The following is a 26354-nucleotide window of genomic DNA, read 5'->3' as shown; positions in this document are numbered from 1 at the left end:
GTGGGTCCGCCGCCCCGGACCGATCGTGTACAGGGAGGGTTGTCGGTGCAGGTGAACGGGATGACCGCCGGCCGCCGGGCGGCGGCCGTGCGGGAGCGGCTGGGGGCGCTGGCCCCCGGCGTACGCCTCCCCGACCGGTACCAGCTGGTGCAATCCCTGAAAGCCGCCGCCGCTGCCGCCCTCGCCTGGGCGCTCACGGGGTGGTGGCTGGCGGCGCCGATGGCGCTGATGGCCCCCTGGGCCGCCGTCGCCCTGGTGCAGGGGACCGTCTACCGGTCGCTGCGCTCGGCGGTCGAACTGCTCGCGATGATGGCCTGCGGCACCCTCCTCGCCGCGGGCGCGGCGGCGGTCACCGGGAACACCATGGCGGCCATGCTGATCGCCCTGCCGCTCACCGTGCTCATCGGCAACTGGCTGCCGGTCGGCGAGCAGGGCCTGTACGCGCCCACCACCGCCCTGTTCGTCCTGGCCTACGGAACGTACTCGCTGCCCGCCGTCGGACACCGGCTGCTGGAAACGGTGGTGGGGGCCGTCGTCGGGGTCGCGGTGAACGCGATCGTCCTGCCGCCGGTGCACTCGCTGCATGTGAGGACCCTCGCGTGCGCGCTGCCGAAGGACTGTGCGCGGCTGCTGCGCGAGCTGAGCGAGGGCATGGCCGAGGAGTACGACGAGGAGCGGGCGGAGCGCTGGCACCGGGCCGCCGGGGAACTGCCCGGCGCGCTCTCGGACCTGCGCGCGGCACGCGGATGGGCGACGGAGAGCTTCCGCTTCAACCCGGGGCACCGGATGCGCCGCAGTACCCCCTCGCCCTCCGAACGGTGGGACGTCGTCTGGGCGCAGGTGTCGAACCGGCTGCTGACCTTGACGCTGACGCTCTGGGAGACCGCGTCGCAGGGGCGCGGTCTCCCCCGTCCGCCGGGCCCGCCCCTGGAGGAACTGAGCGCCGTGATGGCCGCCGCTTCGGAGGTCTGCGCGACCGACGCGACGATCATGGAAGACGGCCCGGACGACGACTGCCTGGAGCAGCGCGCGAGCCGGCTCGCCGAGGCCCGGCACGCCCTGGCCGCGGCCAAGCGGCACCTGCGCCGGCCCGGCCCCGACACCGGCGCCTCGCTCGGCAGCCTGGTGGCCGGCTGCCAGGCACTGCTGGACGACCTGAATCCCGGCGAGGACGGCTCGGCGCTTCCCGCCGGCGACGCCGCCCGCACCGGCCGGATCTGAGGAGTACGCATGACACGCACCGACCGCATCGCTCAGCCCTGGGGGACCCGGACCCCTTACGGTCCCGGTGAGCCCTGGCCCGTACGGGTGGACACCCGGCTCGCCGACGGGGTGACACCGGACCAGGTCGAGCGGTGGGTGCAGTCGGCGGCGATCCTGCACTCCAACGGGGACGGGCTCGACATCGCCGTGAAGGACGGCCGGATCGTCGGGGTGCGCGGCCGGGCGCAGGACCGGGTCAACCACGGCCGGCTCGACCCGAAGGACCTCTTCGGCTGGCAGGCGGGCGGCTCCCCCGACCGGCTGACCCGCCCGCTGGTGCGCGACGGGGGCGGCCGGCTCGTGGAGAGCGACTGGGACACCGCGATGGACCGGGTGGTGCACCGCACGCGGGAACTGCTGGAGGAGCAGGGACCCTCGGCGGTGGGGTTCTACACCTCGGGGCAGCTCTTCTCGGAGGAGTACTACACGCTGACGCTGATCGCCCGGGGCGGCATCGGCACCAACCACCTCGACGGCAACACCCGGCTGTGCACGTCCACGGCCGCCGAGGCCCTGAAGGAGTCGTTCGGCAGCGACGGTCAGCCCGGCTCGTACAGCGACATCGACCACGCGGACACGATCGCGCTGTTCGGGCACAACATGGCGGAGACGCAGACCGTGCTGTGGGCGCGGGTGCTGGACCGGCTGGCCGGGCCGAACCCGCCGGCCGTGGTCTGCGTCGACCCGCGGCCCACCCCGGTGGCGCGGGCGGCGACCGTGCACCTGGCACCGAGGCCCGGGACGAACGTGGCCCTGATGAACGGTCTGCTGCGGGAGATCGTGGAGAACGGCTGGACCGACCAGGACTATCTGGACCGCAACGTCGTCGGCTTCGACGAGCTGAAGAAGCGGTTGGACGCCTACACTCCCGAGCACGTGGCCGGCATCTGCCACGTCCCCGCCGAGCGCATCCGGGAGGCCGCCCGCCTGCTGGGCACCGCCGAGCGGCTGCTGTCGACGGTGCTCCAGGGCTTCTACCAGTCGCACCAGGCCACCGCTGCCTCGGTCCAGGTCAACAACCTGCACCTGGTGCGGGGCATGCTCGGCAGGCCGGGCTGCGGGATTCTCCAGATGAACGGCCAGCCGACGGCGCAGAACACCCGCGAGTGCGGCGCCAACGGGGACATGCCGGGGTTCCGCAACTGGGAGAACGACGCGCACATGGCCGAGCTCACCCGCCTGTGGAACCTGGACCCGCTCCGGGTGCCGCACTACGGCCCGCCGACACACGCGATGCAGATGTTCCGGTACGCGGAGGAGGGCTCCATCCGGATGCTGTGGGTCAGCGGCACCAACCCGGCGGTGTCGCTGCCGGAGCTGCGGCGCATCCGCTCGGTGCTCGCGCAGGAACGGCTGTTCCTCGTCGTCCAGGACGCCTTCCTGACCGAGACGGCGCAGCTGGCCGACGTGGTGCTGCCGGCGGCCCTCTGGGGCGAGAAGACGGGCACCTTCACCAACGCGGACCGCACGGTGCACCTGTCGGAGAAGGCGGTCGAGCCGCCGGGCCAGGCCAGGCCCGACCTGGACATCTTCTGCGACTTCGCGCGCCGGCTCGGCCTGCGGGACAAGGACGGCGGCCCGCTGGTCCCGTGGAACGGCCCGGAGGCGGCGTTCGAGGGCTGGAAGGAGTGCAGCCGGGGCCGTCCGTGCGACTACACGGGCATCACGTACGCGAAGCTGCGCGGCGGGAGCGGCATCCAGTGGCCGTGCAACGAGGAGCATCCGTACGGTACGGAGCGGCTGTACGCGGACGGCCGCTTCTGGAGCGACCCGGACTACTGCGAGAGCTACGGACGGGACCTGGTGACGGGGGCGCCGCTGGAGGAGACCGAGTACTGGGCGATGAACCCGTCGGCGAAGGCGGTCATCAAGGCGGCCGAGTATCTGCCGCCGCACGAACCGCCCGGCGAGGAGTATCCGTTCTCGCTGATCACCGGGCGGACGCTCTACCACTTCCACACCCGGACCAGGACCGCGCGGGCCCCCCAGCTCCAGGCCGCCGCCCCGGAGGTGTGGGTGGAGGTCTCCGCCGGTGACGCGGCCTCGTACGGCATCGAGGAGGGCGATCTGGTGCAGATCACGACCCCGCGCGGCACGGTCCGGGCGGCGGCGCGCGTCAGCGGCATCCGGGACGGGGTGCTGTTCCTGCCGTTCCACTACGGCTACTGGGACACCGACGGCGGGTTCGAGCCGAAGGGGGACGGGCGCGCCGGCAACGAGCTGACGCCCACGGAGTGGGACCCGGTCTCCAAGCAGCCGCTGTTCAAGACCGCCGCCGCCCGGCTGCGCCGGCTCGGCCCCACCGGCTCCCCCGCCCCGGCGCCCACCACCACCGCGTCGGCCCCCGCCGACGGCGCGACCGTGCCCGCGACCACGGGCGGCGGCGCGGGCGGCGCGGACGAGGAGCAGCACGCGTACCGGGAGGAGACCCGATGAAGCTGGACCTGGTCCTCAAGGAGGTGCACCACGGGGAGAACGCGCTGGCGGTGCGGCTGATGCGCCTCTCCAGCACGCACTCCACCGACCACGAGGTGCACCACGTGGCCCGTGACCTGGCCGCCTGGTCGCGGCAGCACGTACGGGAACTGGCGGAGGCGGCCGCCGGTCACGGGGTCGAACTCTCCCCCGAGCCGAAGGAGGAGTCCCCGGCTGCGGCCTGGCTGCGGGAGAAGGGCGGCGAGCTCGTCGGTCGGCGTCCCGAGACCGGGCTGCTGCTCCTGCGGGACCTGCGCGACACCTATCTGAAGGCGGCGGCCGTGTCCGTGGACTGGGAGCTGCTGGCCCAGACCGCCCAGGCCGCCCGCGACCAGGAGCTGCTCGGCCTGACCGAGCGCTGCCACCCGCAGACGCTGCGCCAGCAGCGGTGGGCGAACACGATGATCAAGGTGGTCTCGCCGCAGGTCCTCACGAGCTGACCGGCTCTTCCGGCGGCCGGCCCGGTGCGGAATCGGGTGCGGGCGGCGGAGTGAGCGCGTGCGCGGGCCGGGGCGCGGGCGCATCGTTCTAGAGGGCCCCCGGCGAAGGAGCGCCGCATGCCGAATCTCGACTGGAAGACACCCGTGGCGGGCGCGCCCTGCTGGGTGAGTCTCACGACCCACGACCTGCGGGCCGCGCGGGCCTTCTACGGCCGGGTACTGGGCTGGGAGTTCCACGAGAGCAGCCTCGGCGACGACTTCGTACTGGCGCGTGCGCACGGCAGGGCGGTCGCGGGCATCGGGGGCTGTCCGGGCACCGGGGGCCCGCCCCCGGCCTGGATCCCGTACTTCGCCGTGCCGGACGCGGACGGCACGGCCGACCGCGTCCGGGAGCGCGGCGCCACACTCGCGGTCGGCCCGCTGCCGCTGGGCGAGGGGCGGGCGGCGATCGCCGCCGACCGGGAGGGTGCCGCCTTCGGCTTCTGGGAGGGCCCGGCACCCGTCTGGGCCGAGGGGCCGCGCGCCCCGGCCAGGGTGGATCTCCAGTCACGCCACGCCTTCGAGGCGGCCATCTTCTACGCGGAGGTGTTCGGCTGGGCGAAGCCGCACAGCCGGTGCGCCGTCGAGTACGCGGATGACCGCGTCCTCGTACGGGCGGGGGGGCACACGGTCGTGACGCTGCGCGGCGGCGGGGTGGAGAACGCCCCGGATCCCCGGGTGCGGGCGCGCTGGGCCGTGGACTTCCTGGTGCCCGACAGCACGCGGACCGCAAAGGCAGCGGTGGCGGCCGGCGGCGAGGCGACACCGGCGGACGGTGTGCCGGGGACCGCGTTCGTGCTCCGTGATCCGGAGGGCGCGCTCTTCACGGTCTCGGACCGCTGACGGGTCGTGTGTGAGGAAACCCACCAGCGCGCGAAATCCCTTGCGGTGTCTGGGCTTCCGGGGCGTCGGGGCTCGGCGGGCGGACGCCCCGGCCGGTGCCCCGGCGGGATGTTTGTGAAGATGAAACGCGCCGGCGGGCCGTCGCCCGTCGGCCGTTCGCAGCCGAGGCATTACCGAGACACCGTTCCGTAATCCGACGCGTGCCACCCCACCGCCCCCGTCGGAAATGTGCTCCCCCGTGCCTCCTGCCGCCCCCGTTCCCGAGTCCGCCCGGAAGACGCGCCGCCGCGACAGCAGCCCCTGGCGATGCCTGGCCGTCCCCAGCATGCGCTGGTGGTCCGCCGCCAACCTGGTGTCGAACACCGGGGCGTGGATGCAGCTCACCGTGCAGAACCTGCTGGTGCTCCAGATCACCGGTTCGGCCGCGGCGACGGGCCTGTCCCTCGCCGTCCAGGCCGGACCGGGGCTGCTGCTCGGCGTCTTCGGCGGTGCCGTGGTGGACCGCCGGCCGCTCAAGGTCACCGCCGCGGTCAGTCAGGCGGTGCTCGCCGTGATCGCGTTCTCGACGGCCGCCCTGTTCGGGGCCGGGCTGCTGAACATGCCCGTGCTGCTCGCCCTCGCGGCGGTCACCGGCATCGTGAACACCATCGACGGGCCCGCGACCTCCCTCCTCGGCAACGACCTCGTGCCCCGGACGGACGTGCCCTCGGCCATCGCGCTCGGTTCGATGGTGCACAGCGCCGGCCGGCTCGCCGGGACCGCGCTGGCGGCGGTGGCCGTCGGGACGCTCGGCACCGGGTCGGCGTACGTGGTCAACGGCATCTCCTTCCTCTGCGTCACCGCGGTGATCCCCTTCCTGCGGCCCGCCGGGGAGGCGGCGCCGGTCCGGCGGCCGTCCCCCGGCAGGCGCCCCGCACCCGCGAAACGGGCGCAGGCGGGCGGGGACGCCCGGGCCGGGGTGGCCTACTTCCTCGGGAAGCCGGGGCTGGTCGCCCTGGCCGGGATCACCGCGGTCAGCTCGGTCTTCGGCCGGAACTACCAGCTGACGCTCGCCGTGCTGGTCATCGGCCCGCTCAGCGCCGACGAGAGCGACTTCGGCACGGTCTCCACCGTGCTGGCCGTGGGCGGCATCCTGGGCGCCGTGGTCGCCGGGCGGCTGCGCAACCCGACCGTGCGCCTGGTGGGCGTCCTCGCCGCGTGCGGCGGGCTCCTCCAGGTCGCGGCGGGCCTCGCCCCCGGGCTCATGGTGCTCATCGCGCTGGTCATCCCCATGGCCGTGGTGGAGTCCGTGTCCGACACGGCCGGGTCGACCGTGCTGCAGACCGAGCCCGAGCCCGAGATGCGCGGCCGCGTGCTCGGCGTCTGGCGCAGCGCGAGCACCGGGTGGCAGCTGGCGGGCCCGCCCCTGCTCGGGCTGCTGGTCGAGTTCGCGGGAGCCCGGGGCGCGCTGGTCGCCGGAGGGCTGCTGATCGCCGGTGCCATCGCGGCCGGTGGGCTGCGCGGCCGCGCGGTGGCCCGGAAGGCGGCCGGGGCGGACCGGCCCGTCCTGCCCCAGGAGCCGGTGGCGGCTCCGGTGGCCGTGCCCGCGCTGACGCCGGTCGCCTGATCCGGGAAGCGACCGCGCGCATGTTTGAGGCGCTCCCGAACGGGAATGGGCCAGGGGTGCTTCGGACAAGAGGCGCGCCCGTGGGAGCTCCGCTCCGGGTGCCGCCTGTCCGGCGGAGGTCTCCACGGCGGTCCTGACAGGCGACGCCGAGGAGTGAACACCATGGCCGGTGCCCGACAGACTGCCCCCACGCGACACCAGGACGTACCGCCGGAAACGGCGTCCTTCCACCGGCTGCGGGCCCTGCCCGACGGCCCCGAGAAGGACGAACTGCGCCGCGCGACCGTCTGCGCCTGGCTTCCCATGGCCCACCGGCTGGCCTCGCGCTTCCGCGACCGCGGTGAGCCCCTGGACGATCTGCGCCAGGTGGCGGCGATCGGCCTCGTCAAGGCGGTGGACCGCTACGACCCGGACCGGGGCAAGGCGTTCGAGACGTACGCCATCCCCACGGTGGTCGGCGAGCTCAAGCGCCACTTCCGCGACCACACCTGGGACGTCCATGTGCCGCGCCGGGTCCAGGACCTGCGCAACCAGGTGCGGGTGGCCCTCCGGGACCTCGCCCAGACGCCGGGCGGACGACTGCCGACCGAGGCCGAGATCGGGGCCGCGACAGGGCTCTGTGCCGAGGACGTCAGGGCCGGTCTGGAGGCCCTGGACAGCTACCGCACACTGTCGCTGGACGCCGAGGTGCCCAGGGCCGAGGACGGGTCGTGCCTCGCCGACACGCTGGGCCTGTGCGACCACGCACTGGACGTCGCGGTCGACCGCGAGGCCGTGAAGCCGGGGCTGCGCCGCCTGCCGGAACGCGAGCGCACCATCCTCTACCTGCGGTTCTTCCGCGACATGACGCAGGACCGGATCGCCGAGGCGCTCGGCATCTCGCAGATGCACGTCTCCCGGCTGATCGCCCAGTGCTGCGAGGAGGTGCGCAGGCAGGCGCTCCAGGAGGCGGCCGGTCAGCCGACGTAGCGCCGCGCCGTTCCCTGCCGCTGGGCACGTTCCAGGGCGACGAGCCGCCGTTCGATGTCCGGCGGTACGGGTTTGCGCCGGCGCAGTACCCAGGGCAGGCCCCGCGCGGCGTGGGCGAAGGCGCGCAGCGAGGCCCGGTCCCTGGGAACGGTGACCAGCAGGTACAGGGTGCGGCGGAGCGCGGAGCCGGCCGGGCGGCGCAGCCAGGTGAACCAGAGCGTGTTCCGCAGTCCGAGGACGCGCCGGGCGGTGCTGTCGCGGACGGGGGACGCGGCGTGGTGGATGACCATGTCGGGGACGTACGCGAGCCACCATCCGGCCCGCATCAGGTCGGTGGCCATCAGCTCCTCCTCGCCGCCGAGCCAGAGCCCCGGGTGGAAACCGCCCGCCTCGCGGAACGCCTCGGTGCGCATCACGGTCGCCGCCGCCAGGAACGAGCCGATCGCGGGGCCGGGGAGCCAGGACGGGCCGGTGAGCGGGGAGTCGCGCAGTTCGGCGACCACGGGATCGTCCTCGCCCGCGGGTTCGACGATGATCCGCGCGGTGACGGCCGCCAGGCGCTCGTGGGCGTCGAGCCGGTCGGCCGCGATCCGCAGGGCGCCCGGGTCCCACCAGGTGTCGTCGTCGCAGAACGCCACGTACGGCGTGCGGACCTGCTGGACGGCGAGGTTCCGGCCGACGGCGCCCAGGTTCCGGCCGGGGGTGAGCAGCCGCACGTCCGGGAAGTCCCGGGCGACGGCCTCGGCCGTGCCGTCCGGTGAGGCGTTGTCCGTGACGATGACGGCCGGCCGCTCCGGGAGTCGGCTGAGCAGGCGCAGCGTACGCAGCAGCTCGGCACGGCGGCCGTGGGTGATGATCACCACCGTGACGCGGGGGTCGGGGCCGGGCGGGGGGCCGGGGCTCATCGGTCGTCTCCGTTCGGCGGGGCGCTCTCCAGGAGCCGGATCTGGCTCTCGACCCAGGGCGGCAGCTCTCTGCGCCGGCGCAGGGCAGCGGGGAGCCGTGCCAGGGCCTGGCGCAGGGCGGGTCCGGCGCCGGGCCGGCCGCGGGCCCAGCCGCCGGTCAGCCGGGCGGTCTCGCGCAGGGCGACCGGGAGGGGCCGTCGCAGCCAGGCCGTGAGGAGCGCGTTGCGGAGTACGGCGACGGTGCGACCGGGCCGCTCCCCCGGGTCGGGTCCGTGGTGGGCGACCAGGGTGGGTTCGTAGACGACGCCCCAGCCCGCGGCCGTGAGGTCGTAGGCGAGCAGCGTCTCCTCCGCGCCGAAGAAGAGGAGGCCGTGGTAGCCGCCCGCGTCGAGGAAGGCGGAGCGGCGGACGACCGCCGCGCACCCCAGGAAGCCCAGCACCGGGGTTCCGGGCAGGTCCGGGCGGCCGGGGAGCGGCGAGGCGGCGAGCACCCGGTTGAGCGGGTCCGGTTCGCCCGTGGGGTGCACCAGGGTGCGGGAGGCCAGCAGGCCCAGCCTCGGATAGGTGTCGAAGAGGGCTTCCGCGGTCTTGAGGGCGCCCGGCTCCCACCAGGAGTCGTCGTCGCTGAAGGCCAGGTAGGGCGTGGTGGCCCGGCGCGCGGCGAGGTTGCGGCCGAGGGCGCCGGTGTTGCGGCCCGGGGAGAGCAGCCGGGCCCCGCCGGGGTGGCTCCGCACCGCTTCGCGGGTGCCGTCCGTCGATCCGTTGTCGACCACGAGGACGGGCGGTCCCTCCGGCAGGGCGGCCAGCCGGTCCAGGGTTCTGACCAGGCTCTCCCGGCGGTTCCGCGTGATGATCGCGACGGTGGTCCGGCCGTGCCGCGCGGCCGGTTCGCGGGCGTGCTCAGCCATGCCCGGCCGCCTCCTTCGCCGCGCCGCCCCGGTGCAGGGCGGCCAGGGCGCTGCCCAGCACCTCGTCGGCGGTGATGCGCAGGAGCAGCGGGTCCGGGGTGGCGGCGTGCGGGTCGCCGGGCGGGCCCGGGTGCCAGAGCGCGGTGTGCCGGCGGTCCGGGGGCGGACCCCAGAGCGAGGGCGCGACCGGGCCGAACAGGGTCACGGACCGGGTGCCGTGCGCGAAGGCGAGGTGGGCCGGTCCGGTGTCGCCGCTGATGAGGAGGGTGGCGCGGGCGACGAGCGCGGAGAGGCCGTCGAAGGTGAGGGTGCCCGCGAGCACGTCGGCGGGGTCGAGTCCGGCGCGTCGGGCGACCTCGGCGCACAGCTCCTCCTCGCCCGGGCCGCCGCTGACGACGACGCGGTGTCCGGCGTCCCGGAGCGCCGCCGCGACGGCCGCGTGCCGCTCGGCGGGCCAGCGGCGCGCCGGGGCGTCGGCGCCGGGGTGGAGGACCACGGCGCCCGGTGCCGGGGAGGGCAATGCGGGCGGCGGGACGCGGACGTCGGCGGGGTCGGCGGGGATGCCGTACGCGGTCAGGAAGCGGCACCAGCGCAGCCGCTCGTGCTCGTCGCGCCGCCAGCGGGGCGGGGCGGGGTGGTCCGCTTCGGGGCGGGCGAAGGAAAGCGTCCGGCCGGGTCCGAGCGCGGCGAGGGCGTCGTGGCTCAGGGGCCCGTTGCCGTGCAGGTCGATGGCGACGGCGGGCGGCGGGCCCGGCCAGTGGTCCAGGGAGGGGACCTGGCGGCCGTTCTCGGGTGTGGCGAAGTGGACGTCCACGGTCCCGGTCGCCCGGACGGCCGCCGCCAGGCTGCCCGGGGCCGCGAGCACCGTCTCGTACTCCGGGAAGGCGCGTCGTACGCCCCGCAGCGCCGGCACGGCCGCCAGCAGGTCGCCGAGGCCGAGCGCGCGCAGGACGAGGACAGCCGGGCGGTCGCCCGAGGGGGCCGGGCGGGTCTCGGCCACCGGGCTCACCGCCGGGTGGGGGCGCCGGGGCGGCCTGCGGCCCGCTCGGCCAGGCGGGTGCTGGAGCGTCCGTCGAGGTAGGGCAGGAGCACCACCTGGCCGCCCCAGCTCTCCACGAGGGCGGTCTCGGGGAGGTCGGTGAGGGCGTAGTCGCCGCCCTTGGCCCAGATGTCCGGGCGCAGGTCGTCCAGGAGGCGTTCGGGGGTGTCCTCGTCGAAGACGGCGACGGCGTCCACGCAGTCGAGTGCCAGCAGGACGCGGACCCGGTCCTCGGCCGGCACCACAGGCCGGCCGCCGCCCTTGCGGCGCCGGACGGAGGCGTCGGAGTTGACGCAGACGACGAGGCAGTCACCGGCCCGGCGGGCGGCCTGGAGGAGTTCGACGTGCCCGGCGTGCAGCAGGTCGAAGCAGCCGCCGGCGGCGACGACGGTGCCGCCCCGCTCGCGGACGCGCCGGACGAGTACGCGGGCGTCGCCGGACGTGCCTTCCGCCTCGGCGGGCTCCGCGTTCCGGAGCGCCGCGTGGGCGCCCCCGCCGGACACGAAGCGGGCGGCGGCCTCGACGGCCTCGCGGACGGCGAGCTCGGCCAGGTCGCCGTCGGCGAGGCGGCCGGCCACCGCGACGGCGAAGCTGTCCCCGGCGCCGCAGCAGTCGCCGCTCGCCCGCCAGGGTGCGGGCACCAGCAGCGGCGGGCCGCCGCGCGACAGCAGGGCGCCGTGCTCACCGAGGGTCACCGCGACCGAGGCAATCCCCCACTTCTCCAGGAGGGTCCGGGCATCCGCCGACGCCTGGCGCAGGACGTCGCGGTGGTCCTCGGGGCGCGTGGCCGGCCCCTGTCCCCCGGCGAAGTGGCGCGCCTCGGCTGCGGCGGGCGTGGCGAGCCGGGTCCCGGGGACGGGCGGGCCGCCGGCCGGGTGCGGGTCCCAGACGACCGGGATCCGGGCGGCCCGTGCGGTCAGCGCCTCGCGCAGGACGTCGGCGGTGCCCCGCCCGTAGTCGGCGACGAGGACCGCCCCGGCGTCCGCGAGGGCCCGCTCGGCTTCGGCCGACGGCCCGGCGGCGCGCCCGTCCCCCTCGTCCAGACGCAGCAGGGGGCGTCCGTCCGCCATGAGCCGGGTCTTCTGCGACAGGGGCCCGTCGAGCGGGACCTCCACCAGGCGAACCCGGTCGCCCAGCAGGTTCCGCACGGTGTGGGACGCCTCGTCGTCGCCGAGGGCGGTGACGAAGGTGATCTCCCGCCCGGTGGCCGCGGCGAGGCAGGCCGCCAGGGCGGCGCCGCCGGGCCGGGTGCGGTGTTCGGCGCCCGCGACGACGGGGACGGGCGCGTCCGGGGCCAGGCGTTCGGCGCGGCCCGAGACGTCCTGGTCGAGCAGCGAGTCGCCGACGACGACGAGGGGTGCGGGGGGCTTCACGACGCGTCCTCCTCGGCGGGGGTGCCCGCCACCGGGCGGGCGGCGGTGCGGGCGGCGATCTCGCGGTCGAAGCTCTCGCAGATCATGTGGACGGCGACGAGGTGGAGTTCCTGCACGGTGGCCGATGCGGCGGCCTCGACGCACAGCGACTCGTCGCTCGTCGCGGAGAGGGGGTTGGGTCCGGGCCCGGTGAGGGACCAGACGGGCATGCCGATGCGCATGGCCTCCTGCGCGGCCTCCAGCAGGTTGGCGCTGGCGCCGCTGGTGGACAGGAGCATGAGGACGTCGCCCCGGCGGCCGTGGGCGCAGGTCTGCCGGGCGAAGACCTCGTGGACGCCGTAGTCGTTGGCGATGGCCGTGGTCGAGGAGGTGTCGGCGTGCAGGGCGATCGCCGAGTAGGCGGGGCGGTCGTCGCGGTAGCGGCCGACGAGTTCGGCGGTGAGGTGCTGGGCCTGGGCGGCGCTGCCTCCGTTGCCGGCGACGAGCAGCCGGCCGCCGTCGGGCAGGACGCGGGCCAGGGTCTTGCCCCAGCGGTCGGTGATGCCGGCGGCGCGGCGGAAGGCGGGGAGGGCGCGGGCGAGGTCGTCGCAGTGCTGGCCGGGGGCGATCAGCTTCATCGTGCCACCTCCGAGGGCTGGGGGGTCCGGACGAGTTCGGCGTAGACGCGGGAGACGCCGTCGGTCACCTCGTCCCAGGTGAACCGGGCGAGCGCGTGGGTGCGGCCGGCCGCACCGTAGCGGGCGCGCCGGCCTGGGTCGGCGAGCAGGTCGCGGACGGTGGCGGCGAGGTCGTGGCCCTCGCCGTCGGCGGGCGGCACGAGCGTGCCGGTCACGCCGTCCACGACGGTGTCCAGCTGGCCGCCGACGGCGGTGGCCACCACGGGGACGCCGCAGGCCATCGCCTCGATGGGGACGATGCCGAACGGTTCGTAGCGGGGCAGGGACAGCAGCAGGTCCGCGCTGGACATGAGGGAGGGCATCAGATCCTGGGGTACGCAGCCGAGGAGCCGGACCCGTTCGGCGACCCCGTACTCGGAGGCGACCTTGCGCAGGCGTTCGGCCTCCGGGTCGGCGAACAGGAGCGGGGCCTCCGGGCCGCCGGCGATGAGGAGTTCGGTGCTGGGGACGCGGGCGAGGGCCTTGATGGCGCGGTCGAAGCCCTTGCGGGGGACGAGCCGGCCGACGGACAGCAGCCGGTGAGGGGCGCCGGGCGGCCGGGCGGCGAGGGGCACCGGGGCGAAGTGCTCGGTGTCGACGCCGCAGGGCACGATGCTGATCCGGGAGTGCGGGATGCCCATGGCGGTCAGCTCGTTGAGCTCGTCCGCGCAGGTCGCGATGATGCGGTGGGCCTCGCGGCCGATCCGGGTCTCGATGTCGACGCGCTCGGGCGGGCTGGTGTCCTCGCCGCCCTGGTGACGCCTCTTCACCGTGCCGAGGGCGTGGTAGGTCTGCACGACGGGGACCCCGGCCTCGCGGGCCCCGGCGAGGGCGGCCAGGCCGGACATCCAGAAGTGCGCGTGGACGACGTCGGGGCGGTTGAGCCGCCACAGCCTGGCCAGGTAGGCGCCGAAGTCCGGCATCCAGGCGAGCAGATCGTCCTTGGGCACGGCCGTCGGCGGGCCGGCCGGCACGTGGACGACCTTCACCCCCGATTCGGTCCGCACCAGGGTCGGTTTGTCCGGCCGGTCGCGGCGGGTGTACACGGTGACGTCGTGTCCCCTGCGGGCCAGGCAGCCGGCGAGCTGGGCCACGTACACGTTCTGTCCGCCGGCGTCGGGGCCGCCGAGGTCGGCGAGCGGGCTGGCGTGCTCGGACACCAGGGCGATCCGGGCGGGTCGCGGCATGGGCTGCGTCATCGCGTGACCTCTTTCATGAGTCGGTCCCAGTCGTCCAGGAAGCGCTGGACCCCGTACCTGGCCCGGGCCGCCTCCCGTGCCAGACGGCCGGTGTGCTCGGCGTGGGCGTGGTCGGCGGCGAAGTGGCGCAGGGCGTCGTTGAGGACCTCCGGCCGGTTGGAAACGACTCCGGCGCCGGGCGGCACCGCTTCGCGCACTTCCGTCGTGGCGAGGGCGACCACGGGCATGCCGAGGAACATGGCCTCCAGCAGGGAGAGCCCGAGCGAGGTCCACCGCACCGGGTGCAGATAGACCCGGCGGTGGGCCATGGCCCGGTGGAGTTCGTCCTGCGGGAGGTCGAAGGTGCGGCACTGAGCCCCGGTGAGGCCGAGGTGGTCCGCCAGCCCCTTCGTCCGCATGCCGAAGACGTCCAGCGGGAGGGCGGCGGCGAAGGCGGGCAGCAGGTCGGTGCCGGTGGTACGGGCGCGCCGCACGGGCTCGTTGACGACGACGGCGGCCCGGGGCTCGGTCCCCGTCCACTGGGGTCCCGGGTCGATGATGCCGTGCTCGATGACGCTGGTGGGGGCGCGGCCGTTGTCCCACATCAGGCGGTTGAAGTGGGTGACGTGCACGACGGGGATGTCGGACCGGTCGGCGAGCGGGTGCCGGCTGTCCACGGGCGTCTCGTGCGGGCTGTTGTGCTCGACGTACACGGCGGGCACGTCCCGGCCGGGTCGTCGGCCGGTCCACTCGTGGGTGAGTTCGATCTCGTGCGGGCGTTGCAGGACGACGAGGTCGATGCCTGCGTCGCGGAGTTCGGCGGGGGTGCGCTCCTGGACGGACGTGGGCCAGTCCCAGGTGCGGGCGCGGCCGAGGCCGTCGGGTCCCCGGTCGGGGGTGACCGGCACCAGGTAGGTGTGCGGGCCCTGGACGAAGGAGGTCAGCCACGAACCGTGGACGTGCCAGATGAGGATGTTCACGCTCTCTCCTTCCGGAGCTTGTGCACCGCGCTCACCACGTCGTGCGCGGTGACGCCGTTGAGGCAGGGGTGGCCCGGCACCGGGCAGTGCAGGGCCCTGGTGTCGGCGCAGGGGGCGCGCTGGTCGCCGAGGAGCACGAAGGGCACGCCGAAGGGCGCCCAGCGCGACGCGGGGACGACGGGCGCGAAGAGCGAGACGACCGGGGTGCCCACGGCGGCGGCGAGGTGGGCGGGTCCGGTGTTGCCGCTGACCACGACGTCGGCGTGGCGCAGCACACCGGCGAGGGTCCGCGGGCTGGTCCGCCCGCCGAGGTCCACGGCCACGTCGCCGCTGACGAGCCGGGTGAGGCCGGTCTCGGCCGGTCCGCCGGTGACGACGATGCGGTGCCCGGCGTCGGCCAGCTCCTGGACGGCCTCGGCGTGCCTGCCGGGGTCCCAGGCCCTGGCGGGGGCGCTGGCGCCGGGGTGGACGACGACGTAGGGGCCGTTGCCGGTGAGCGCGGCGGTGTCGGGCGGCGGCAGGACGCGCAGCCGGCCGTCGTCGCCGGCGGGGAGGGCGAAGCCCATGGCGACGGCGAGGTCGAGGGCGGCCTCGGCCTCGTGCCGGCCGGGGAGCCGCTGGTGGCGTACGTCGAGCAGCCGGCCGGGATGGTCGACGCTGTCGGCGCCGATCCGGGCCACCCCGGCCATGCGCAGCAGCAGTGCCGTCGGCAGCGGGCTCTGGTGGAAGGAGGTCAGCACGAGTGCGGTGTCGTACGTGCCCCTGCGCAAGGCGGTGAGGAGGCCGGGGACGTCCGCCTCGTCCACGGGCGGCGGGTCGGTGCCCTCCCAGGGCGCCTGCCAGACGATGACCTCGTCCACGCCGGGGAGCAGCCGGGCGGCCGGTTCGCCCAGCGGCCCGCAGACCATCGTGACGTGCGTGGCGTGTGCGGCGACCGCCCGGACGGCGGGCCCGGCGAGCAGCACGTCACCGAAGCTGTCGAGGCGTACGACGAGCGCCCTCATGCGGTCTGCCCCCGCTCGCGTACGGCCGTCCCGGCGGGGCGCGGGCGGGCGAGGAGCCGGCGGACGGCGGTGAGGAGGTCGGGCGCGGGGTCCGTCTCCGCCCGGGTCTCCTCGGGCCGGGTCCGCGCGTTCGGTACGAGGATGCCTTCGGCGCCGGCGGCCCGGGCGGCGAGGACGTCCGCCGCGATGTCGCCGATGACGGCGCAGTCGCCGGGGCGGACGCCGAGCCGCCCGGCGGCCTCGACGACCAGGCCGGGCAGGGGCTTGCGGCAGGGGCACCCCTCGTCGGGGCGGTGCGGGCAGTAGGCCCACACGTCGAAGGGGCCGGTCAGCTCGTCCACGCGGGCGTTGACCCGGCGGACGTCCCGGTGGGTGAGCAGGCCGCGTCCGATGCCGGACTGGTTGCTGACGACACCGGTGGGTATGCCGGCCTCGCGCAGCAGCCGTACGGCGTCGGCGGCCCCGGGCACCGGCCTGACCAGGTCCGGGTCGCCGTTGTACGGGACGTCGTGGACGAGGGTGCCGTCCCGGTCGAAGAGCACGGCGGCCGGCCGGATGAGCGGCGGCCCGCCGGCCGGGACGGTGCGGCAGGGCTGGGAGCTCATCCGCTGCCTCCCCAGGCGGTGGCCCGGCGGTGGCGTATACCGCCCAGGCCCCGGTGTAGTACGGCCAGGGGCGGGATGACCACGCTGGTGGCGAGCATGGTGGCGACCTCGGCACCGGTCCGGGGCCCCGGTGCGATGCGCGCCCAGGCGAACTCGGCGGTCCCGGCGGCCCACAGCGCGCCCGCGACCGTCGCCGCCCGGTACCGCCCGGACAGGGCCAGCGTGGCGGCGGCCACTCCGGCGGCCGTGACGGCGAGGTGGCCGGGCAGCCGGCCCCGGGGGGCTTCGGCCCTGGTCCACCAGTCCGGTCCGTGGAGGCGGTTCATCAGGGCGTCGTCCGCGTTGCCGCGCTGGGTGCGCACGGAGACCCAGCGGCCGGCGGGGCGGACGGGGTGCAGCGTGGAGCGGGTGCCCCGGGCCAGCGTCCAGCCGCCGCTCATCAGGCGCAGGGCGAGGTCGGCGTCCTCCCGGAAGGCGCGCGGGAAGCGCTCGTCGAACCCGCCGGCCCGGCGCACGGTCTCCGTGCGGTAGGCCATGTCGGCGGTGGCCCAGGCGGCTTCCTCCAGGCCGGCCGTGCAGCGCTCCCAGTCGGTGGGCCTGCGGTCGTCGGGCAGCGGGACGGCCAGCCGGCCCTGCACCCCGGCCATGCCCGGCCCGGCCTGTGCGAGGTCGTGGGCGAGGAGAGCTCCCCAACCGGGGCGCACCTGGACGTCGTCGTCCAGGAAGACCACCCAGGGCGTGGCGACCTCGCGCAGCCCGGCGTTGCGGGCCGCCGCCGGGCCCCGGCCGCCCGTGGTGAGGACCGTGACGCGGTCCGCGAGCGGCCCGGCCGGGGTGAGGTCGAGCGGGGTGTCCGGTGCGGGGCGGTCGTCCACGAGGAAGATCGCGCGCGGCGGGGGGACGGCCGCCTCGGCGAGGGCGGAGAGGCAGGCACCGAGGCAGGGGCGGCCGATGGTGGGGATGACCACGGAGTAGGGGTCGGCGCCCGGCACGTCCCGGGTCCCGTCCGGCGCGGCGGCCGTCGCGCGCTGTTCCGCGTCCGGGGCCGTCATGTGAACGCCTTCGAACGGCGGACGATGAACGGCCCGATGGCCAGCAGGTCGACGGGCGCGGACCCGAAGCACTCCAGCGCCTCGCGCGGGTGGTCGACCATGGGCCGGCCTGCGGTGTTGAGGCTGGTGTTGACCACGACCGGGAGCCCGGTGCGTTCCTCGAAGGCCGTGAGCATCCGGGCGACCAGCGGTTCCGAGGCCGCGTCCACGGTCTGGATGCGCGCGGTCCCGTCCACATGGACGACGGCGGGGATGCGGGGCTTCCACTCCTCGGCGACCTCGTGCACGAAGAGCATGTAGGGGCTGGGCATCGGTCCGTCGAAGAGCTCGGCCGCCCGTTCGGCCAGCACCATGGGGGCCACCGGACGGAACTCCTCGCGCCCCTTGACCGCGTTCAGCCGTTCCAGGTTCTCGGCGCGCCCGGGGTGGGCGAGCAGGGAGCGGTGGCCGAGCGCCCGGGGCCCGAACTCGCTGCGCCCCTGGAACCAGGCGACGACACCGTCCTGCGCCAGCTCCTCGGCGACGGCGGCCGCGACGTCCTCGGGCTCCTCGTAGGGCAGCGCCGCCGTTTCGAGCATGCGGCGCAGTTCGTCGTCGCTCCAGCCCCGGCCGAGGGCGGCGGTGCTCATCGGGGTGACCGGGCCGTGCTCGGCGGAGACGTGGAGGGCGGCGCCCAGCGAGGTGCCGGCGTCGCCGGCGGCCGGCTGGACCCAGACCTCGTCGAAGGGTCCCTCGCGGTGGATGCGGGCGTTGGCCACGCAGTTGAGGGCGACGCCGCCGGCGAGCGCGAGGCGGGTGGCGCCGGTGCGTTCGTGGAGCCAGGAGGCCAGCTGGAGAACGGTCTCCTCCAGGCACCGCTGGGCGCTCGCCGCGAGGTCCGCGTGCTGCTCGGTGTACGGGCCGCCCGGCCGGCGCGCCGGTGCGAACTCGCTCCACGGGACGCCGGAGGCGCGGAAGCCGCCACCGTCGGTGTGGTGGACGTACTCGGCGAGCCGCTGGGCGAACACCGGCTTCCCGTATGAGGCGAGGGCCATCACCTTGAACTCGTCGCTGCTGCGCAGGAATCCGAGGTGCTCGGTCAGCTCCTCGTAGAACAGGCCGAGCGATTCGGGCAGCGGCTGCGTGCTGAGGATCTCCAGCGCGCCGCCCTCGTAGTGGCCGGCGAGCTGGGAGGCGCACTCGCCGCGCCCGTCCAGGACCAGGACCGCGCGGTCGCCCGGTGGGGCGGCGAGCCCGGCGGAGGCGGCGTGCGCGACGTGGTGGGGGACGAAGCGGACCTTGTCCGGGTCGAGGCCGGGCAGGGCCTCGGCGAGGAACTCGGGGGCGCGCCGGGCGTAGGTCTGGCGCAGTTCGTCCCAGGGGTCGTCCAGGCCCATCCGTTCGGCGGGGCGGGCCAGTTCGGGGTCGTACGCGTAGGCGACCACGTCCAGGTCGGCGGGGTCCAGACCGGCGTGTTCCAGGCACCACCGGGCGGAAAGCTCGGGCAGTTCCCAGGCGGAGAACGGCACGGGGCGCTTGCCGTGCTTGCGCCGGCTGAAGCGTTCCTCCTCGGCCGCGGCGACGGTCTTCCCGTCGATGACCAGCGCGGCCGAAGGGTCGTGGAAAAGGGCGTTGATTCCGAGCACGCGCATGCGCTGGGCTCCTTCAGAATTCGCGGGCCGGGAATGCTGCGGGGGAATCGTCCGGCGCACCGGGGAGCGAGGCGAAGAACGCGATGGTGCGTTCCAGTCCCTCTTCCCAGGAGACGCGGGGCTCCCAGCCGAACATCTCCCGCACCAGGGTGGTGTCGGGCCGCCGCCGCTCGGGGTCGTCCACGGGCCGGTCGATGGAGTCGATCCGGCTGCCGGAACTGGTCAGTTTGACGATCCGGCGGGCGATTTCCCGGACGGTCGTCTCGTCGCTGCCGCCGATGTTCACCGGCCGCACGGACCTGCTCGCGGCAACGCGCAGTACACCGTCGATGGTGTCGTCCACATAGCACAGGGACCTGGTCTGGCTGCCGTCCCCGGCGACGGTGAGCGGCTCTCCGGCGAGTGCCTGGCTGATGAAGGTCGGCACGGCCCGGCCGTCGTGGGCGCGCATGCGGGGGCCGTACGTGTTGAACAGCCGCACGATGCCGGCGTTCGTGCCCTTCGCGGCGGCGTGCGCGGTCACCAGAGCCTCGGAGAACCGCTTCGATTCGTCGTACACGCTGCGCGGTCCCACGGGATTGACGTTGCCCCAGTAGTCCTCGCGCTGCGGGTGCACCAGCGGGTCGCCGTAGACCTCGGAGGTGGAGGCGAGCAGCAGGCGCGCTCCGTCCCGGGCGGCGATGCCGAGCATGTTGCGGGTGCCGAGGCTGCCGACGTCCAGCGTTTCCAGCGGCATGCGCAGATAGTCGGCGGGTGAGGCGGGGCAGGCGAAATGCAGAACGAGGTCGTAGGGCCCGCGCAACTCCCTCGCACAGGAAGCGTCGGAGATGTCCAGTGGGAAGAACCGGAACGCCTCGTCCTTTTCCAGGTGCGCGATGTTGCGCAGTGCTCCGGAGGCGAGGTTGTCGGCGCAGTCGACCGCCACTCCCCCGGCCAGCAGGCGTTCGCACAAATGCGAGCCGAGGAAACCGGCACCGCCTGTCACCAGGGCGTGCCGCCAGGGAAACCGATCGGGTTCCGAGGACACCATGTATCCCCTCTCCTTCCAGAGATCCGGGAGTTCCTGAACGCACGGGTTTCCACCGCTGTACGCGGTCGTCCGTCCCGTCGCCGCCGAGCCGCGTTCCTGCCGTTCGCTTCTCCCCCATGGATCCTGCCGGAGCAATCCGTCGGCGCATCTTCGGGACTACCGTTGGAATGAATCCGGGAACAGGAGGCGATCATGGGGCAGAGCCTGGACGGCGTTCTCGACCCGCTCCTGCGTCCGCGCAGTGCGGCGGGCCGTGTGCTGGTCACCGGCTGGTTCAGCTTCCCGGACGGCGAGGTGACCGCCGGCGACTTCCTCGCGGAGCGGGCGGTGTCCGACGCGCTGGCCCGTTTGGGTGTCCCGCACGACTCCGCCTGGAGCCCGCACTTCGCCCCCGGCGCCCTGACCCTGGAAGCCGCCCGCCCCGGCCGGTACGAGCAGGTGCTCTTTGTCTGCGGTCCGGTGCACGGGGCCCAGCTCACCCGGTTGCACGAACGCTACGCGTCGTGCCGGCGGACCGCCGTCGGGGTGAGCGTGGTGGACGAGGAATCGCCGGCGGTGCGCGGGTTCGACCGGATCGTGGCCCGCGACCGCGACGGCAAGGGCCTCCTGGCCGACCTGGCGCTCTCCGCGCGCACAGGGCCGGACAAGCCCGTGGTGGGCGTCGCCCTCACACACGGCCAGGGCGAGTACGCGCGGCGGCGCGAGCACGACCGGGTCGCCGAGACGCTGTACGGCTGGCTGCCCACCAAGGACTGCGCGCCGGTCGTCGCGGAGACCCGGCTGGCGCACGGCGACTGGCGGCTGTGCCGGACCGGCGACCAGTTCCTCTCCCTGCTGGGCCGGCTGGACCTCGTGGTCACGGACCGCCTGCACGGCATGGTCCTGGCGCTGAGCATGGGGGTGCCGGCCCTGGTCGTGGACCCGGTACGCGGCGGCGCCAAGGTGTCCGCGCAGGCGAGGGTGGTGCGCTGGCCCGCGGTGATCCCGGGCGAGACGCTGACCGCGCGGGCGCTCGACAGGTGGTGGACGTGGTGCCTGTCCGCCGCCGGCAAGGCGGCCGCCGAGCGCCGGCGCTCGCTGTTCCCCTGACGGCCGGTTCTCCTGACGGCCGCCGCGTCAGTTCGCCTGGCCGATCGGCCGGACCACCAGCGTGTTCACGTCCACGCCGCGCGGTTGCGAGATCGCCCAGACGAGCGTGTCCACCAGCTGTTCGGCGGAGATCATCGGACCGGCCGCCGCAACACCGCCGGGACGCTCGTCCCAGAACGGGGTGAGGACGCGGCCCGGGGCGATCAGCGTCGTACCGACGCCGTACCCGGTGGTCAGCATGCGGACGTTCTCCGCGAGACCGGTCACCGCCCACTTGGTCATCGAGTACAGGTTGCCGGGCGTGTTCTTGTACCCGGCCACGCTGCCGATGAGCACGATCCGCCCCTGCGACTCCTTCAGCGCCGGGAGCGCCGCCCGTACGAGCAGGGCGGGCCCCAGCACGTTCGTCAGGACCATGCCGCGCCACTTCTCCGGGTCGCCGGTCTCGACGTGGGCGTCCGCCGAGTACCCGGCGTTGGCGATGGCGTGGTCGAGCCGACCGAAGGTGCGCACGGTCTCCTCGACGGCCGCCGACACGTGCTCCCAGTCCCCCGCGTCTCCCTCGAAGGTCAGCAGCCGCTCGCCCGCGTCCAGCTCCTCGGCCAGCACGGCCAGCTTCTTCGCGCTGCGGCCGGTCGCGGCGACCCGGTGTCCGAGGGCGAGGAGCCTGCGTACGCTCGCCGCTCCGATCCCGCTGGACCCGCCGGTGATGAAGGTGACGGGCGCCGGGGCGCCGTCGGTGGAGGTGTGGTCGGCGTTGGTCATGATCTCCCCGTGTTCCGGTGCCGTGCTGTGGTTGCCGCTCCCGACGCCAGATCGTCGGGAGCGGCGCGTCCACGGATCGCGGGACCGGGCGGGCGGCCGTCGCGCCTGTCAGGGGTAGTACGGGGTGTGGGTGACGGAGGAGAGCTTGAGGTAGCGGGCGCCGTCGGCGGTGGCCCAGGTGGAGGCGTCCGGGTTGCCCGGCCAGTCGCCGCCGACCGCGATGTTGGCGATGAAGTGCATGCCGGTCCCGGGCGGTGAGGTGTACCAGGTGGTGCCGGTGATGACGCCGTCCACGGCGTAGTCGATGTGGTCGGGGAACCAGCTGAACGAGTAGGTGTGGAAGGCGTTGGTCCAGCCCGCCGGGTTGGTCCGGGAGAACTGCTGCTGGGCGTTGTTGACGTCGTGGTTGGTCTGGTAGACGACGTTCGGGTTCTGCCCCCCCGATCTCGGCCGCGTCGAACTCCGGCAGCCAGGGGCTGAGGTACGCGGCCCACACGGCGGGCAGCAGCCCCCGGCCGTTGGGCATGCTCGCGGTGTACCTGTACGTGCCGTACCCGTACAGCGCCGTCGACTCGACGCGGCCCGAGTAGTAGACGCCGCCTCCGGCGTCGTACGCCTTGATGATCAGTGTGTCGCCCTCGTACCAGACGCAGTCCGGCGTGTACGTCTCCAGCTCGTTGTTGGCGGTCCACCTCGCGTTGATCTTGTTCCAGGCGTTGACGGTGACGGGGCGCCCCAGGACGCGGCCCGTGCGGTCGGTGCGCCCAGCATCAGCGCCGGCGGGACGGCGAGTGCGGCGCCGAGTATGCGCCTGCGGCTCGGCTGGTGCGGCGTGTCGGTCATCACAACTCCATTGCCTGGACGAATGGATGGGGGGATGGGAGCGATCCCACGCGGTGCTTGACGCGGGACCCTAGGAGACCGTTCGCCGGTTGACAAGAGAGTGCGCATGACTCGGCACATGCCTTTGGGAGTTGAACGCGGGTTCCGCGTCCCGCCCTAGATCGGCAACGCCCCGGGGAACGCGAAGTGGTCGACGTCCGGACGGCTGACGGCGAGCCAGCCGTGGCCCCGCAGGGTGGTGTCGGCGCCGATGTCCTCCGGGACGAGGGAGAGGGCCCAGGCCGCCGCGTTGGTGTCGCATTCCGCGGTGGCGCCGGGAGCATGCTCCTCGAAGGGGTCGTCCTCCATCGGCTCTTCCCACTCCATGGGTTCGCCGGTCCACTCGGGCGTCTCGTTCCGCCAGTACCTGCGGCGCAACACACCGTCGATCGCGACCGCCCAGATCATCGAGTCGCTGTGCTCGTCCTGGGCGAAGAACTGGGCCTGGCCGCACGCCGCGCTGAGGCGTTCGATGACGTCCCCGAAGTCCCAGACCCTGGGGGTCAGCGCACTGTTCGCGTAGATGAGCCGCCAGCCGTCCAGCTCCGGAGTGACGAAGACGCGGTACGCCGTCTGCCGCGTGCCGTCCGGTCCCGTGATGTCGACGGAGTCGCGCTCCGAAGCGGAGAGCCCCATGGCGAGGGTGCAGGGAATGCGGTGGTGCAGGCCCAGGGCGTCGAAGAGCCCCTCGTACGTCGCCCCGGGAACGGCCATCCACTGGTGGTCGGGCAGGGCGTCCGGGGTGTCCCGGGCCGCCTTGATGCGGATGAGGCGGTGCAGGGCGCGGCGGTCCCGCTCGTCGAGCAGGTCCGCCTCGCCGATGACCCCCAGGGCGGTGAGGGCGTGCCTCCTCAGGCGGGCGGGGCCACCCCGGCGGATGTCCCGCAGCAGGGGGCCGGTGCCCGCGCCGATGGCCCGGACCGTCCGTGTCGCCACGTAACGGGTGCCGCTGTCCCGGGCGTTGAGGAACGGGAGGACCTCGGCGAGCATGCCGACGGCGGCTCCACCCAGCTTCTCCAGGTCGCGGAGGGCCTGGTGCCGTACCCCGCTGTCGGAGTGGGACAGCGCCTCCCGGTAGTGCGTGACGCCCGGCTCGGCGAGCGGCGTTCTCTGGTCCATGCGGCCGACCCTACCCAGCCGTTCCGCCGTCCCGGGCCGGGAGGGGCCGCCGTGCTACCACCCGCGACGCGGCCGCGGCGGGCCGAGTTTCGCGGTGAGTGCCGCGAGGAAGACCGGGAGCTTGTCGACCATCGCCTTGGGGACCGGGGTGGACTGGACGGTGCCCTTGCCCACGTCCTCCACCACGAGGGTGTAGGTGCCGTTGTCCTCGATGAGTTCGGCGGCGAACAGCAGTGTCTGCGTGGAGTTCTCCATCAGCGCTCCCCTGAGGGCTCGTTGAGCCACGCCGACCACATTTCGGTGGCCCGCTGTTCGTCGGCGTCCTCGGCGAACAGGTGGTGACCGAGCCAGATCGGTACGTTCCACGTGCTGCCGTTGAAGAACCGGTACAGGGCGTCCGGGCCGCGCAGGCCGAGGAAATCGGCACTGAGCCAGTCGACGGCCACCTCCACCGGCTCGGGGGCCAGGAGGGTGAACCGGTCGCCGACGGACGCGTCGTCAGGGAGGCCGAGGCGGCGGCGCAGGGCCGCGAAGTCGGCGGGGTCGCCGGTCGGTTCGGGGCGGTGGGCCCGTACGTACACGGCGGGGCGGCCGGCGAAGTGGCGCAGGTATTCCGTCAGGGCGTGCTGGTGGAAGTCGACGTACTTCTCGGCCACGTCCGTCTTGGCGTCCCAGTTCCAGGCGTCGTCCACGAAGCCCGTGTGCACCCAGTGGATGCCCATGCTCAGGTGGCTGGTGCCTCCCTCGGCCGGCTCGACGCGGTAGCTGAGCGTGTTGGAGAACCCGCCGTCCTGCGTGGCCCGCAGCGCGAGCTGGTGCGGCGGCTCCCAGGTCAGGACGGTGGCGTCGCCCCGGGTGACCTTTCCGCCGACGCGCGGCTCGATCTCCATCGGGTAGAGCCAGCCGAGGTTCCCGGCGGCGGTGGCGACGGCGTTCCAGACCTGCTCGGGTGCGGCGGGCAGGTCCTGCTGCCTGCGGACTTGGAATTCTCGGGCCATGGGCGGTGCTGCTCCTTCGTCGTCGTTCGTGGTCAGTAGGTGAGCGGGAGGGCGCTCAGCCTTCGTTGCAGCGGGTTCGGCCGCCAGGCGGGCTCCGCCCCTTCGGCCAGCCGCAGGCCCGGCAGCCGGCGCACGAGCGTGCCGACGGCCACCTCCGTCTGGAGCCGGGCGAGCGGGCCGCCCAGGCAGAAGTGCGGGCCGTGGCCGAAGCTGAGGTGGCGGTTGCCGGGGCGGGTCAGGTCGAGCCGGTCGGGGTCCTCGAAGCGTTCGGGGTCGCGGTTGGTGGCGCCGAGGAAGAGGTACGCCAACTCGCCCTCGCACAGGGTCCGTCCGCCGATCTCCAGGTCCTCCGCGACGACCCTCACGATGGCCTGGGTCACCGTGTCGTAGCGGGCCAGCTCCTCGACGGCGCCGCGCATGAGCCCGGGGTCCTCGCGCAGCCGCGCCAGCTGGTCCGGGTGGCGCAGCAGGGCGTGCACACCGTTGGTGATGAGGTGCGTGGTGGTCTCGTCGCCCGCGGTGATGAGGACGAAGCAGGTGGAGAGCAGTTCGGAGTCGATGAGCCGGTCGTCGTGCGTCTGAGTGGCGACCAGGGCGCTGATCAGGTCGTCGCCGGGTTCGCGGCGGCGCTGCCGGATGAGCCCGGACAGGTAGTCCTCGTACTGGTCGATCGCCTTCTCGGACTCGGCGATGTCCTCGCTGAGCCGGCCGAAGCGGCTGAACCATTCCCTGACCCGCGGCCGGTCCTCCTCGGGGATGCCGAAGAGCTCGCAGACGACGGACATGGGCAGCGGGGAGGCGACCGCCTCGATCAGCTCCATCTCCGGCCCGGCGGCGACCGCCGCGTCGATGAGCCGGTCCACGAGGCTCTGGACGCGGTCGCGCAGGGCCTCGACACGGCGGGCGGTGAACGCCCGGTTGGCGAGTTTGCGCAGCCGGGCGTGGTCCGGCGGGTCGGTGTTGCTCATCACCCGGCCGAGCCGGTCGGTGAGCCGGCTGAATTCCTTGAGGTCGCCGCCGAGCGCGCTGTAGGCCCGGGTCATCCTGTCCCGGTCGTTGGAGAGCCGCAGGTCGCCCAGTGCCGCCTCGACGTCGGCGTACCGGGTGAGGTACCAGACGCCCTGGGGGCTGCGGTGGACCGGGTCCTCGCGCCGCATGCGGGCGTAGAGCGGGTAGGGGTCGCGCCGGGCCGCCGGGGTGAGCAGGGCGGCGCCGAGGTCGTGGACCGGGGCGGGGCCCGCGGTGTCGCGGGCCCCGGCCGGGGTTTCGATGGTGGTCATGTCGTCCGTTACCGCTGGGCGTCCATGGCGTCGGCGAGGCTCTTGGGCCGCATGTCGGTCCAGTTCCGCTCGATGTGTTCCAGGCAGGCGGCGTGGGTGTCGGGGCCGTGGGCGATGGTCCAGCCGGCGGGGACGTCGGCGAAGTGCGGCCAGAGCGAGTGCTGGTTCTCGTCGTTGACGAGGACGAGGAAGGTGCCGTCCTGGTCGTCGAAGGGGTTGGTCATG

At 74.4% G+C, this 26354-nt stretch carries 25 protein-coding genes and 1 pseudogene; 7 read left to right on the top strand and 19 right to left on the bottom strand.

The features are described 5' to 3' along the window. Positions 1–60: 60 nt before the first annotated feature. The 6 genes from ACLQ2N_RS29375 to ACLQ2N_RS29350 all read left to right on the top strand — a co-directional run bounded on the left by ACLQ2N_RS29375 (position 61) and on the right by ACLQ2N_RS29350 (position 7635). Complete coding sequence (locus ACLQ2N_RS29375; protein WP_425817643.1) at positions 61–1221, top strand: aromatic acid exporter family protein; 1161 nt, start codon at positions 61–63, stop codon at positions 1219–1221. 9 nt (positions 1222–1230) lie between these two features. Then, entirely contained in the window at positions 1231–3699 is a 2469-nt protein-coding gene (locus tag ACLQ2N_RS29370) for a molybdopterin oxidoreductase family protein (RefSeq protein WP_425817641.1), read from the top strand. Continuing rightward, positions 3696–4178, top strand: a complete 483-nt coding sequence (locus tag ACLQ2N_RS29365) for a hypothetical protein (RefSeq protein ID WP_425817639.1) — start codon at positions 3696–3698, stop codon at positions 4176–4178. The genes ACLQ2N_RS29370 and ACLQ2N_RS29365 overlap by 4 nt, the downstream gene beginning before the upstream one ends. A 117-nt stretch (positions 4179–4295) precedes the next feature. Continuing rightward, complete coding sequence (locus tag ACLQ2N_RS29360; RefSeq protein ID WP_425817637.1) at positions 4296–5060, top strand: VOC family protein; 765 nt, start codon at positions 4296–4298, stop codon at positions 5058–5060. Between the two features lie 325 nt (positions 5061–5385). Continuing rightward, on the top strand, positions 5386–6666 hold the full coding sequence (locus ACLQ2N_RS29355; RefSeq protein ID WP_425817703.1) for an MFS transporter: 1281 nt from the start codon (positions 5386–5388) through the stop codon (positions 6664–6666). Between the two features lie 162 nt (positions 6667–6828). Beyond that, on the top strand, positions 6829–7635 hold the full coding sequence (locus ACLQ2N_RS29350) for a SigB/SigF/SigG family RNA polymerase sigma factor (RefSeq protein WP_425817635.1): 807 nt from the start codon (positions 6829–6831) through the stop codon (positions 7633–7635). Here ACLQ2N_RS29350 and ACLQ2N_RS29345 read toward each other — a convergent pair. Genes ACLQ2N_RS29345 through ACLQ2N_RS29290 form a run of 12 tightly spaced genes read right to left on the bottom strand, consistent with a single transcriptional unit; the run spans position 7623 to position 19996 of the window. After that, complete coding sequence (locus tag ACLQ2N_RS29345) at positions 7623–8540, bottom strand: glycosyltransferase family 2 protein (RefSeq protein WP_425817633.1); 918 nt, start codon at positions 8538–8540, stop codon at positions 7623–7625. The two genes, ACLQ2N_RS29350 and ACLQ2N_RS29345, sit on opposite strands and share 13 nt — an antisense overlap. Continuing rightward, entirely contained in the window at positions 8537–9448 is a 912-nt protein-coding gene (locus tag ACLQ2N_RS29340; RefSeq protein ID WP_425817631.1) for a glycosyltransferase family 2 protein, read from the bottom strand. The genes ACLQ2N_RS29345 and ACLQ2N_RS29340 overlap by 4 nt, the downstream gene beginning before the upstream one ends. Then, complete coding sequence (locus ACLQ2N_RS29335; protein ID WP_425817630.1) at positions 9441–10448, bottom strand: glycosyltransferase family 9 protein; 1008 nt, start codon at positions 10446–10448, stop codon at positions 9441–9443. The genes ACLQ2N_RS29340 and ACLQ2N_RS29335 overlap by 8 nt, the downstream gene beginning before the upstream one ends. 5 nt (positions 10449–10453) lie before the next feature. After that, positions 10454–11860 (bottom strand): D-glycero-beta-D-manno-heptose 1-phosphate adenylyltransferase, encoded by a 1407-nt coding sequence (gene rfaE2 / locus ACLQ2N_RS29330; protein ID WP_425817628.1) that lies wholly within the window; start codon positions 11858–11860, stop codon positions 10454–10456. Further along, positions 11857–12477, bottom strand: coding sequence for a D-sedoheptulose-7-phosphate isomerase (locus tag ACLQ2N_RS29325; RefSeq protein ID WP_425817626.1), 621 nt, complete (start codon positions 12475–12477; stop codon positions 11857–11859). The genes rfaE2 and ACLQ2N_RS29325 overlap by 4 nt, the downstream gene beginning before the upstream one ends. Further along, entirely contained in the window at positions 12474–13715 is a 1242-nt protein-coding gene (locus ACLQ2N_RS29320) for a glycosyltransferase (RefSeq protein WP_425817624.1), read from the bottom strand. Before ACLQ2N_RS29320 ends, ACLQ2N_RS29325 begins: the two co-directional genes overlap by 4 nt. After that, a complete protein-coding gene (locus tag ACLQ2N_RS29315; RefSeq protein WP_425817622.1) occupies positions 13712–14674 on the bottom strand; it encodes a glycosyltransferase in 963 nt (320 codons plus the stop codon). Before ACLQ2N_RS29315 ends, ACLQ2N_RS29320 begins: the two co-directional genes overlap by 4 nt. Continuing rightward, on the bottom strand, positions 14671–15678 hold the full coding sequence (locus tag ACLQ2N_RS29310) for a glycosyltransferase family 9 protein (RefSeq protein ID WP_425817620.1): 1008 nt from the start codon (positions 15676–15678) through the stop codon (positions 14671–14673). Before ACLQ2N_RS29310 ends, ACLQ2N_RS29315 begins: the two co-directional genes overlap by 4 nt. Next, positions 15675–16283 carry a D-glycero-alpha-D-manno-heptose-1,7-bisphosphate 7-phosphatase gene (locus ACLQ2N_RS29305; protein WP_425817618.1) on the bottom strand — a complete coding sequence of 203 codons (609 nt, stop codon included), beginning with the start codon at positions 16281–16283 and terminating at the stop codon, positions 15675–15677. The genes ACLQ2N_RS29310 and ACLQ2N_RS29305 overlap by 4 nt, the downstream gene beginning before the upstream one ends. Continuing rightward, positions 16280–17335: a glycosyltransferase family 2 protein gene (locus tag ACLQ2N_RS29300; protein WP_425817616.1), complete on the bottom strand. Its 1056-nt coding sequence runs from the start codon at positions 17333–17335 to the stop codon at positions 16280–16282. The genes ACLQ2N_RS29305 and ACLQ2N_RS29300 overlap by 4 nt, the downstream gene beginning before the upstream one ends. Then, on the bottom strand, positions 17332–18966 hold the full coding sequence (locus tag ACLQ2N_RS29295) for a carbamoyltransferase family protein (protein WP_425817614.1): 1635 nt from the start codon (positions 18964–18966) through the stop codon (positions 17332–17334). The genes ACLQ2N_RS29300 and ACLQ2N_RS29295 overlap by 4 nt, the downstream gene beginning before the upstream one ends. 13 nt (positions 18967–18979) lie before the next feature. Further along, positions 18980–19996: an NAD-dependent epimerase/dehydratase family protein gene (locus ACLQ2N_RS29290; protein WP_425817612.1), complete on the bottom strand. Its 1017-nt coding sequence runs from the start codon at positions 19994–19996 to the stop codon at positions 18980–18982. Between the two features lie 192 nt (positions 19997–20188). Between ACLQ2N_RS29290 and ACLQ2N_RS29285 the strand changes: the two genes are divergently transcribed. Beyond that, positions 20189–21085 carry a polysaccharide pyruvyl transferase family protein gene (locus tag ACLQ2N_RS29285; protein ID WP_425817610.1) on the top strand — a complete coding sequence of 299 codons (897 nt, stop codon included), beginning with the start codon at positions 20189–20191 and terminating at the stop codon, positions 21083–21085. A gap of 27 nt (positions 21086–21112) precedes the next feature. Here ACLQ2N_RS29285 and ACLQ2N_RS29280 read toward each other — a convergent pair whose 3' ends face one another. From ACLQ2N_RS29280 to ACLQ2N_RS29250, 7 genes and pseudogenes are all read right to left on the bottom strand, one after another. Further along, positions 21113–21850: an SDR family oxidoreductase gene (locus ACLQ2N_RS29280; RefSeq protein ID WP_425817608.1), complete on the bottom strand. Its 738-nt coding sequence runs from the start codon at positions 21848–21850 to the stop codon at positions 21113–21115. A gap of 108 nt (positions 21851–21958) precedes the next feature. Then, a pseudogene (locus ACLQ2N_RS29275) lies at positions 21959–22228 on the bottom strand (family 16 glycosylhydrolase); the annotation flags it as partial. Between the two features lie 621 nt (positions 22229–22849). After that, positions 22850–23851, bottom strand: coding sequence for a HEAT repeat domain-containing protein (locus ACLQ2N_RS29270; protein WP_425817606.1), 1002 nt, complete (start codon positions 23849–23851; stop codon positions 22850–22852). Positions 23852–23905: 54 nt separating this feature from the next. Beyond that, the gene (locus ACLQ2N_RS29265) at positions 23906–24106 is read right to left on the bottom strand and encodes a hypothetical protein (protein ID WP_425817604.1); all 201 of its coding nucleotides are present in this window, start codon (positions 24104–24106) and stop codon (positions 23906–23908) included. Further along, positions 24106–24849: an SRPBCC domain-containing protein gene (locus ACLQ2N_RS29260; RefSeq protein ID WP_425817602.1), complete on the bottom strand. Its 744-nt coding sequence runs from the start codon at positions 24847–24849 to the stop codon at positions 24106–24108. Before ACLQ2N_RS29260 ends, ACLQ2N_RS29265 begins: the two co-directional genes overlap by 1 nt. Positions 24850–24881: 32 nt before the next feature. Further along, the gene (locus tag ACLQ2N_RS29255; protein ID WP_425817600.1) at positions 24882–26129 is read right to left on the bottom strand and encodes a cytochrome P450; all 1248 of its coding nucleotides are present in this window, start codon (positions 26127–26129) and stop codon (positions 24882–24884) included. 8 nt (positions 26130–26137) lie between these two features. Continuing rightward, on the bottom strand, positions 26138–26353 hold the full coding sequence (locus tag ACLQ2N_RS29250; protein ID WP_425817598.1) for an MbtH family protein: 216 nt from the start codon (positions 26351–26353) through the stop codon (positions 26138–26140). Position 26354: the final 1 nt, after the last annotated feature.

The sequence above is a fragment of the Streptomyces sp. DT224 genome, from assembly GCF_049844595.1.
Classification (GTDB): domain Bacteria; phylum Actinomycetota; class Actinomycetes; order Streptomycetales; family Streptomycetaceae; genus Streptomyces.
This window is presented reverse-complemented; position numbering and strand designations above follow the sequence as displayed.

Bases quoted from the DNA above. Each gene is read 5' to 3' on its own strand.
- ACLQ2N_RS29310 (WP_425817620.1), bottom strand. From the start codon at position 15,678: ATGAGGGCGCTCGTCGTACGCCTCGACAGCTTCGGTGACGTGCTGCTC.
- ACLQ2N_RS29280 (WP_425817608.1), bottom strand. From the start codon at position 21,850: ATGACCAACGCCGACCACACCTCCACCGACGGCGCCCCGGCGCCCGTC.
- ACLQ2N_RS29290 (WP_425817612.1), bottom strand. From the start codon at position 19,996: ATGGTGTCCTCGGAACCCGATCGGTTTCCCTGGCGGCACGCCCTGGTG.
- ACLQ2N_RS29260 (WP_425817602.1), bottom strand. From the start codon at position 24,849: ATGGCCCGAGAATTCCAAGTCCGCAGGCAGCAGGACCTGCCCGCCGCA.
- ACLQ2N_RS29255 (WP_425817600.1), bottom strand. From the start codon at position 26,129: ATGACCACCATCGAAACCCCGGCCGGGGCCCGCGACACCGCGGGCCCC.
- ACLQ2N_RS29360 (WP_425817637.1), top strand. From the start codon at position 4,296: ATGCCGAATCTCGACTGGAAGACACCCGTGGCGGGCGCGCCCTGCTGG.
- ACLQ2N_RS29340 (WP_425817631.1), bottom strand. From the start codon at position 9,448: ATGGCTGAGCACGCCCGCGAACCGGCCGCGCGGCACGGCCGGACCACC.
- ACLQ2N_RS29285 (WP_425817610.1), top strand. From the start codon at position 20,189: ATGGGGCAGAGCCTGGACGGCGTTCTCGACCCGCTCCTGCGTCCGCGC.
- ACLQ2N_RS29355 (WP_425817703.1), top strand. From the start codon at position 5,386: ATGCGCTGGTGGTCCGCCGCCAACCTGGTGTCGAACACCGGGGCGTGG.
- ACLQ2N_RS29320 (WP_425817624.1), bottom strand. From the start codon at position 13,715: ATGACGCAGCCCATGCCGCGACCCGCCCGGATCGCCCTGGTGTCCGAG.
- ACLQ2N_RS29270 (WP_425817606.1), bottom strand. From the start codon at position 23,851: ATGGACCAGAGAACGCCGCTCGCCGAGCCGGGCGTCACGCACTACCGG.
- ACLQ2N_RS29300 (WP_425817616.1), bottom strand. From the start codon at position 17,335: ATGACGGCCCCGGACGCGGAACAGCGCGCGACGGCCGCCGCGCCGGAC.
- ACLQ2N_RS29375 (WP_425817643.1), top strand. From the start codon at position 61: ATGACCGCCGGCCGCCGGGCGGCGGCCGTGCGGGAGCGGCTGGGGGCG.
- ACLQ2N_RS29370 (WP_425817641.1), top strand. From the start codon at position 1,231: ATGACACGCACCGACCGCATCGCTCAGCCCTGGGGGACCCGGACCCCT.
- ACLQ2N_RS29365 (WP_425817639.1), top strand. From the start codon at position 3,696: ATGAAGCTGGACCTGGTCCTCAAGGAGGTGCACCACGGGGAGAACGCG.
- ACLQ2N_RS29345 (WP_425817633.1), bottom strand. From the start codon at position 8,540: ATGAGCCCCGGCCCCCCGCCCGGCCCCGACCCCCGCGTCACGGTGGTG.
- ACLQ2N_RS29250 (WP_425817598.1), bottom strand. From the start codon at position 26,353: ATGACCAACCCCTTCGACGACCAGGACGGCACCTTCCTCGTCCTCGTC.
- ACLQ2N_RS29350 (WP_425817635.1), top strand. From the start codon at position 6,829: ATGGCCGGTGCCCGACAGACTGCCCCCACGCGACACCAGGACGTACCG.
- ACLQ2N_RS29325 (WP_425817626.1), bottom strand. From the start codon at position 12,477: ATGAAGCTGATCGCCCCCGGCCAGCACTGCGACGACCTCGCCCGCGCC.
- ACLQ2N_RS29295 (WP_425817614.1), bottom strand. From the start codon at position 18,966: ATGCGCGTGCTCGGAATCAACGCCCTTTTCCACGACCCTTCGGCCGCG.
- ACLQ2N_RS29265 (WP_425817604.1), bottom strand. From the start codon at position 24,106: ATGGAGAACTCCACGCAGACACTGCTGTTCGCCGCCGAACTCATCGAG.
- ACLQ2N_RS29305 (WP_425817618.1), bottom strand. From the start codon at position 16,283: ATGAGCTCCCAGCCCTGCCGCACCGTCCCGGCCGGCGGGCCGCCGCTC.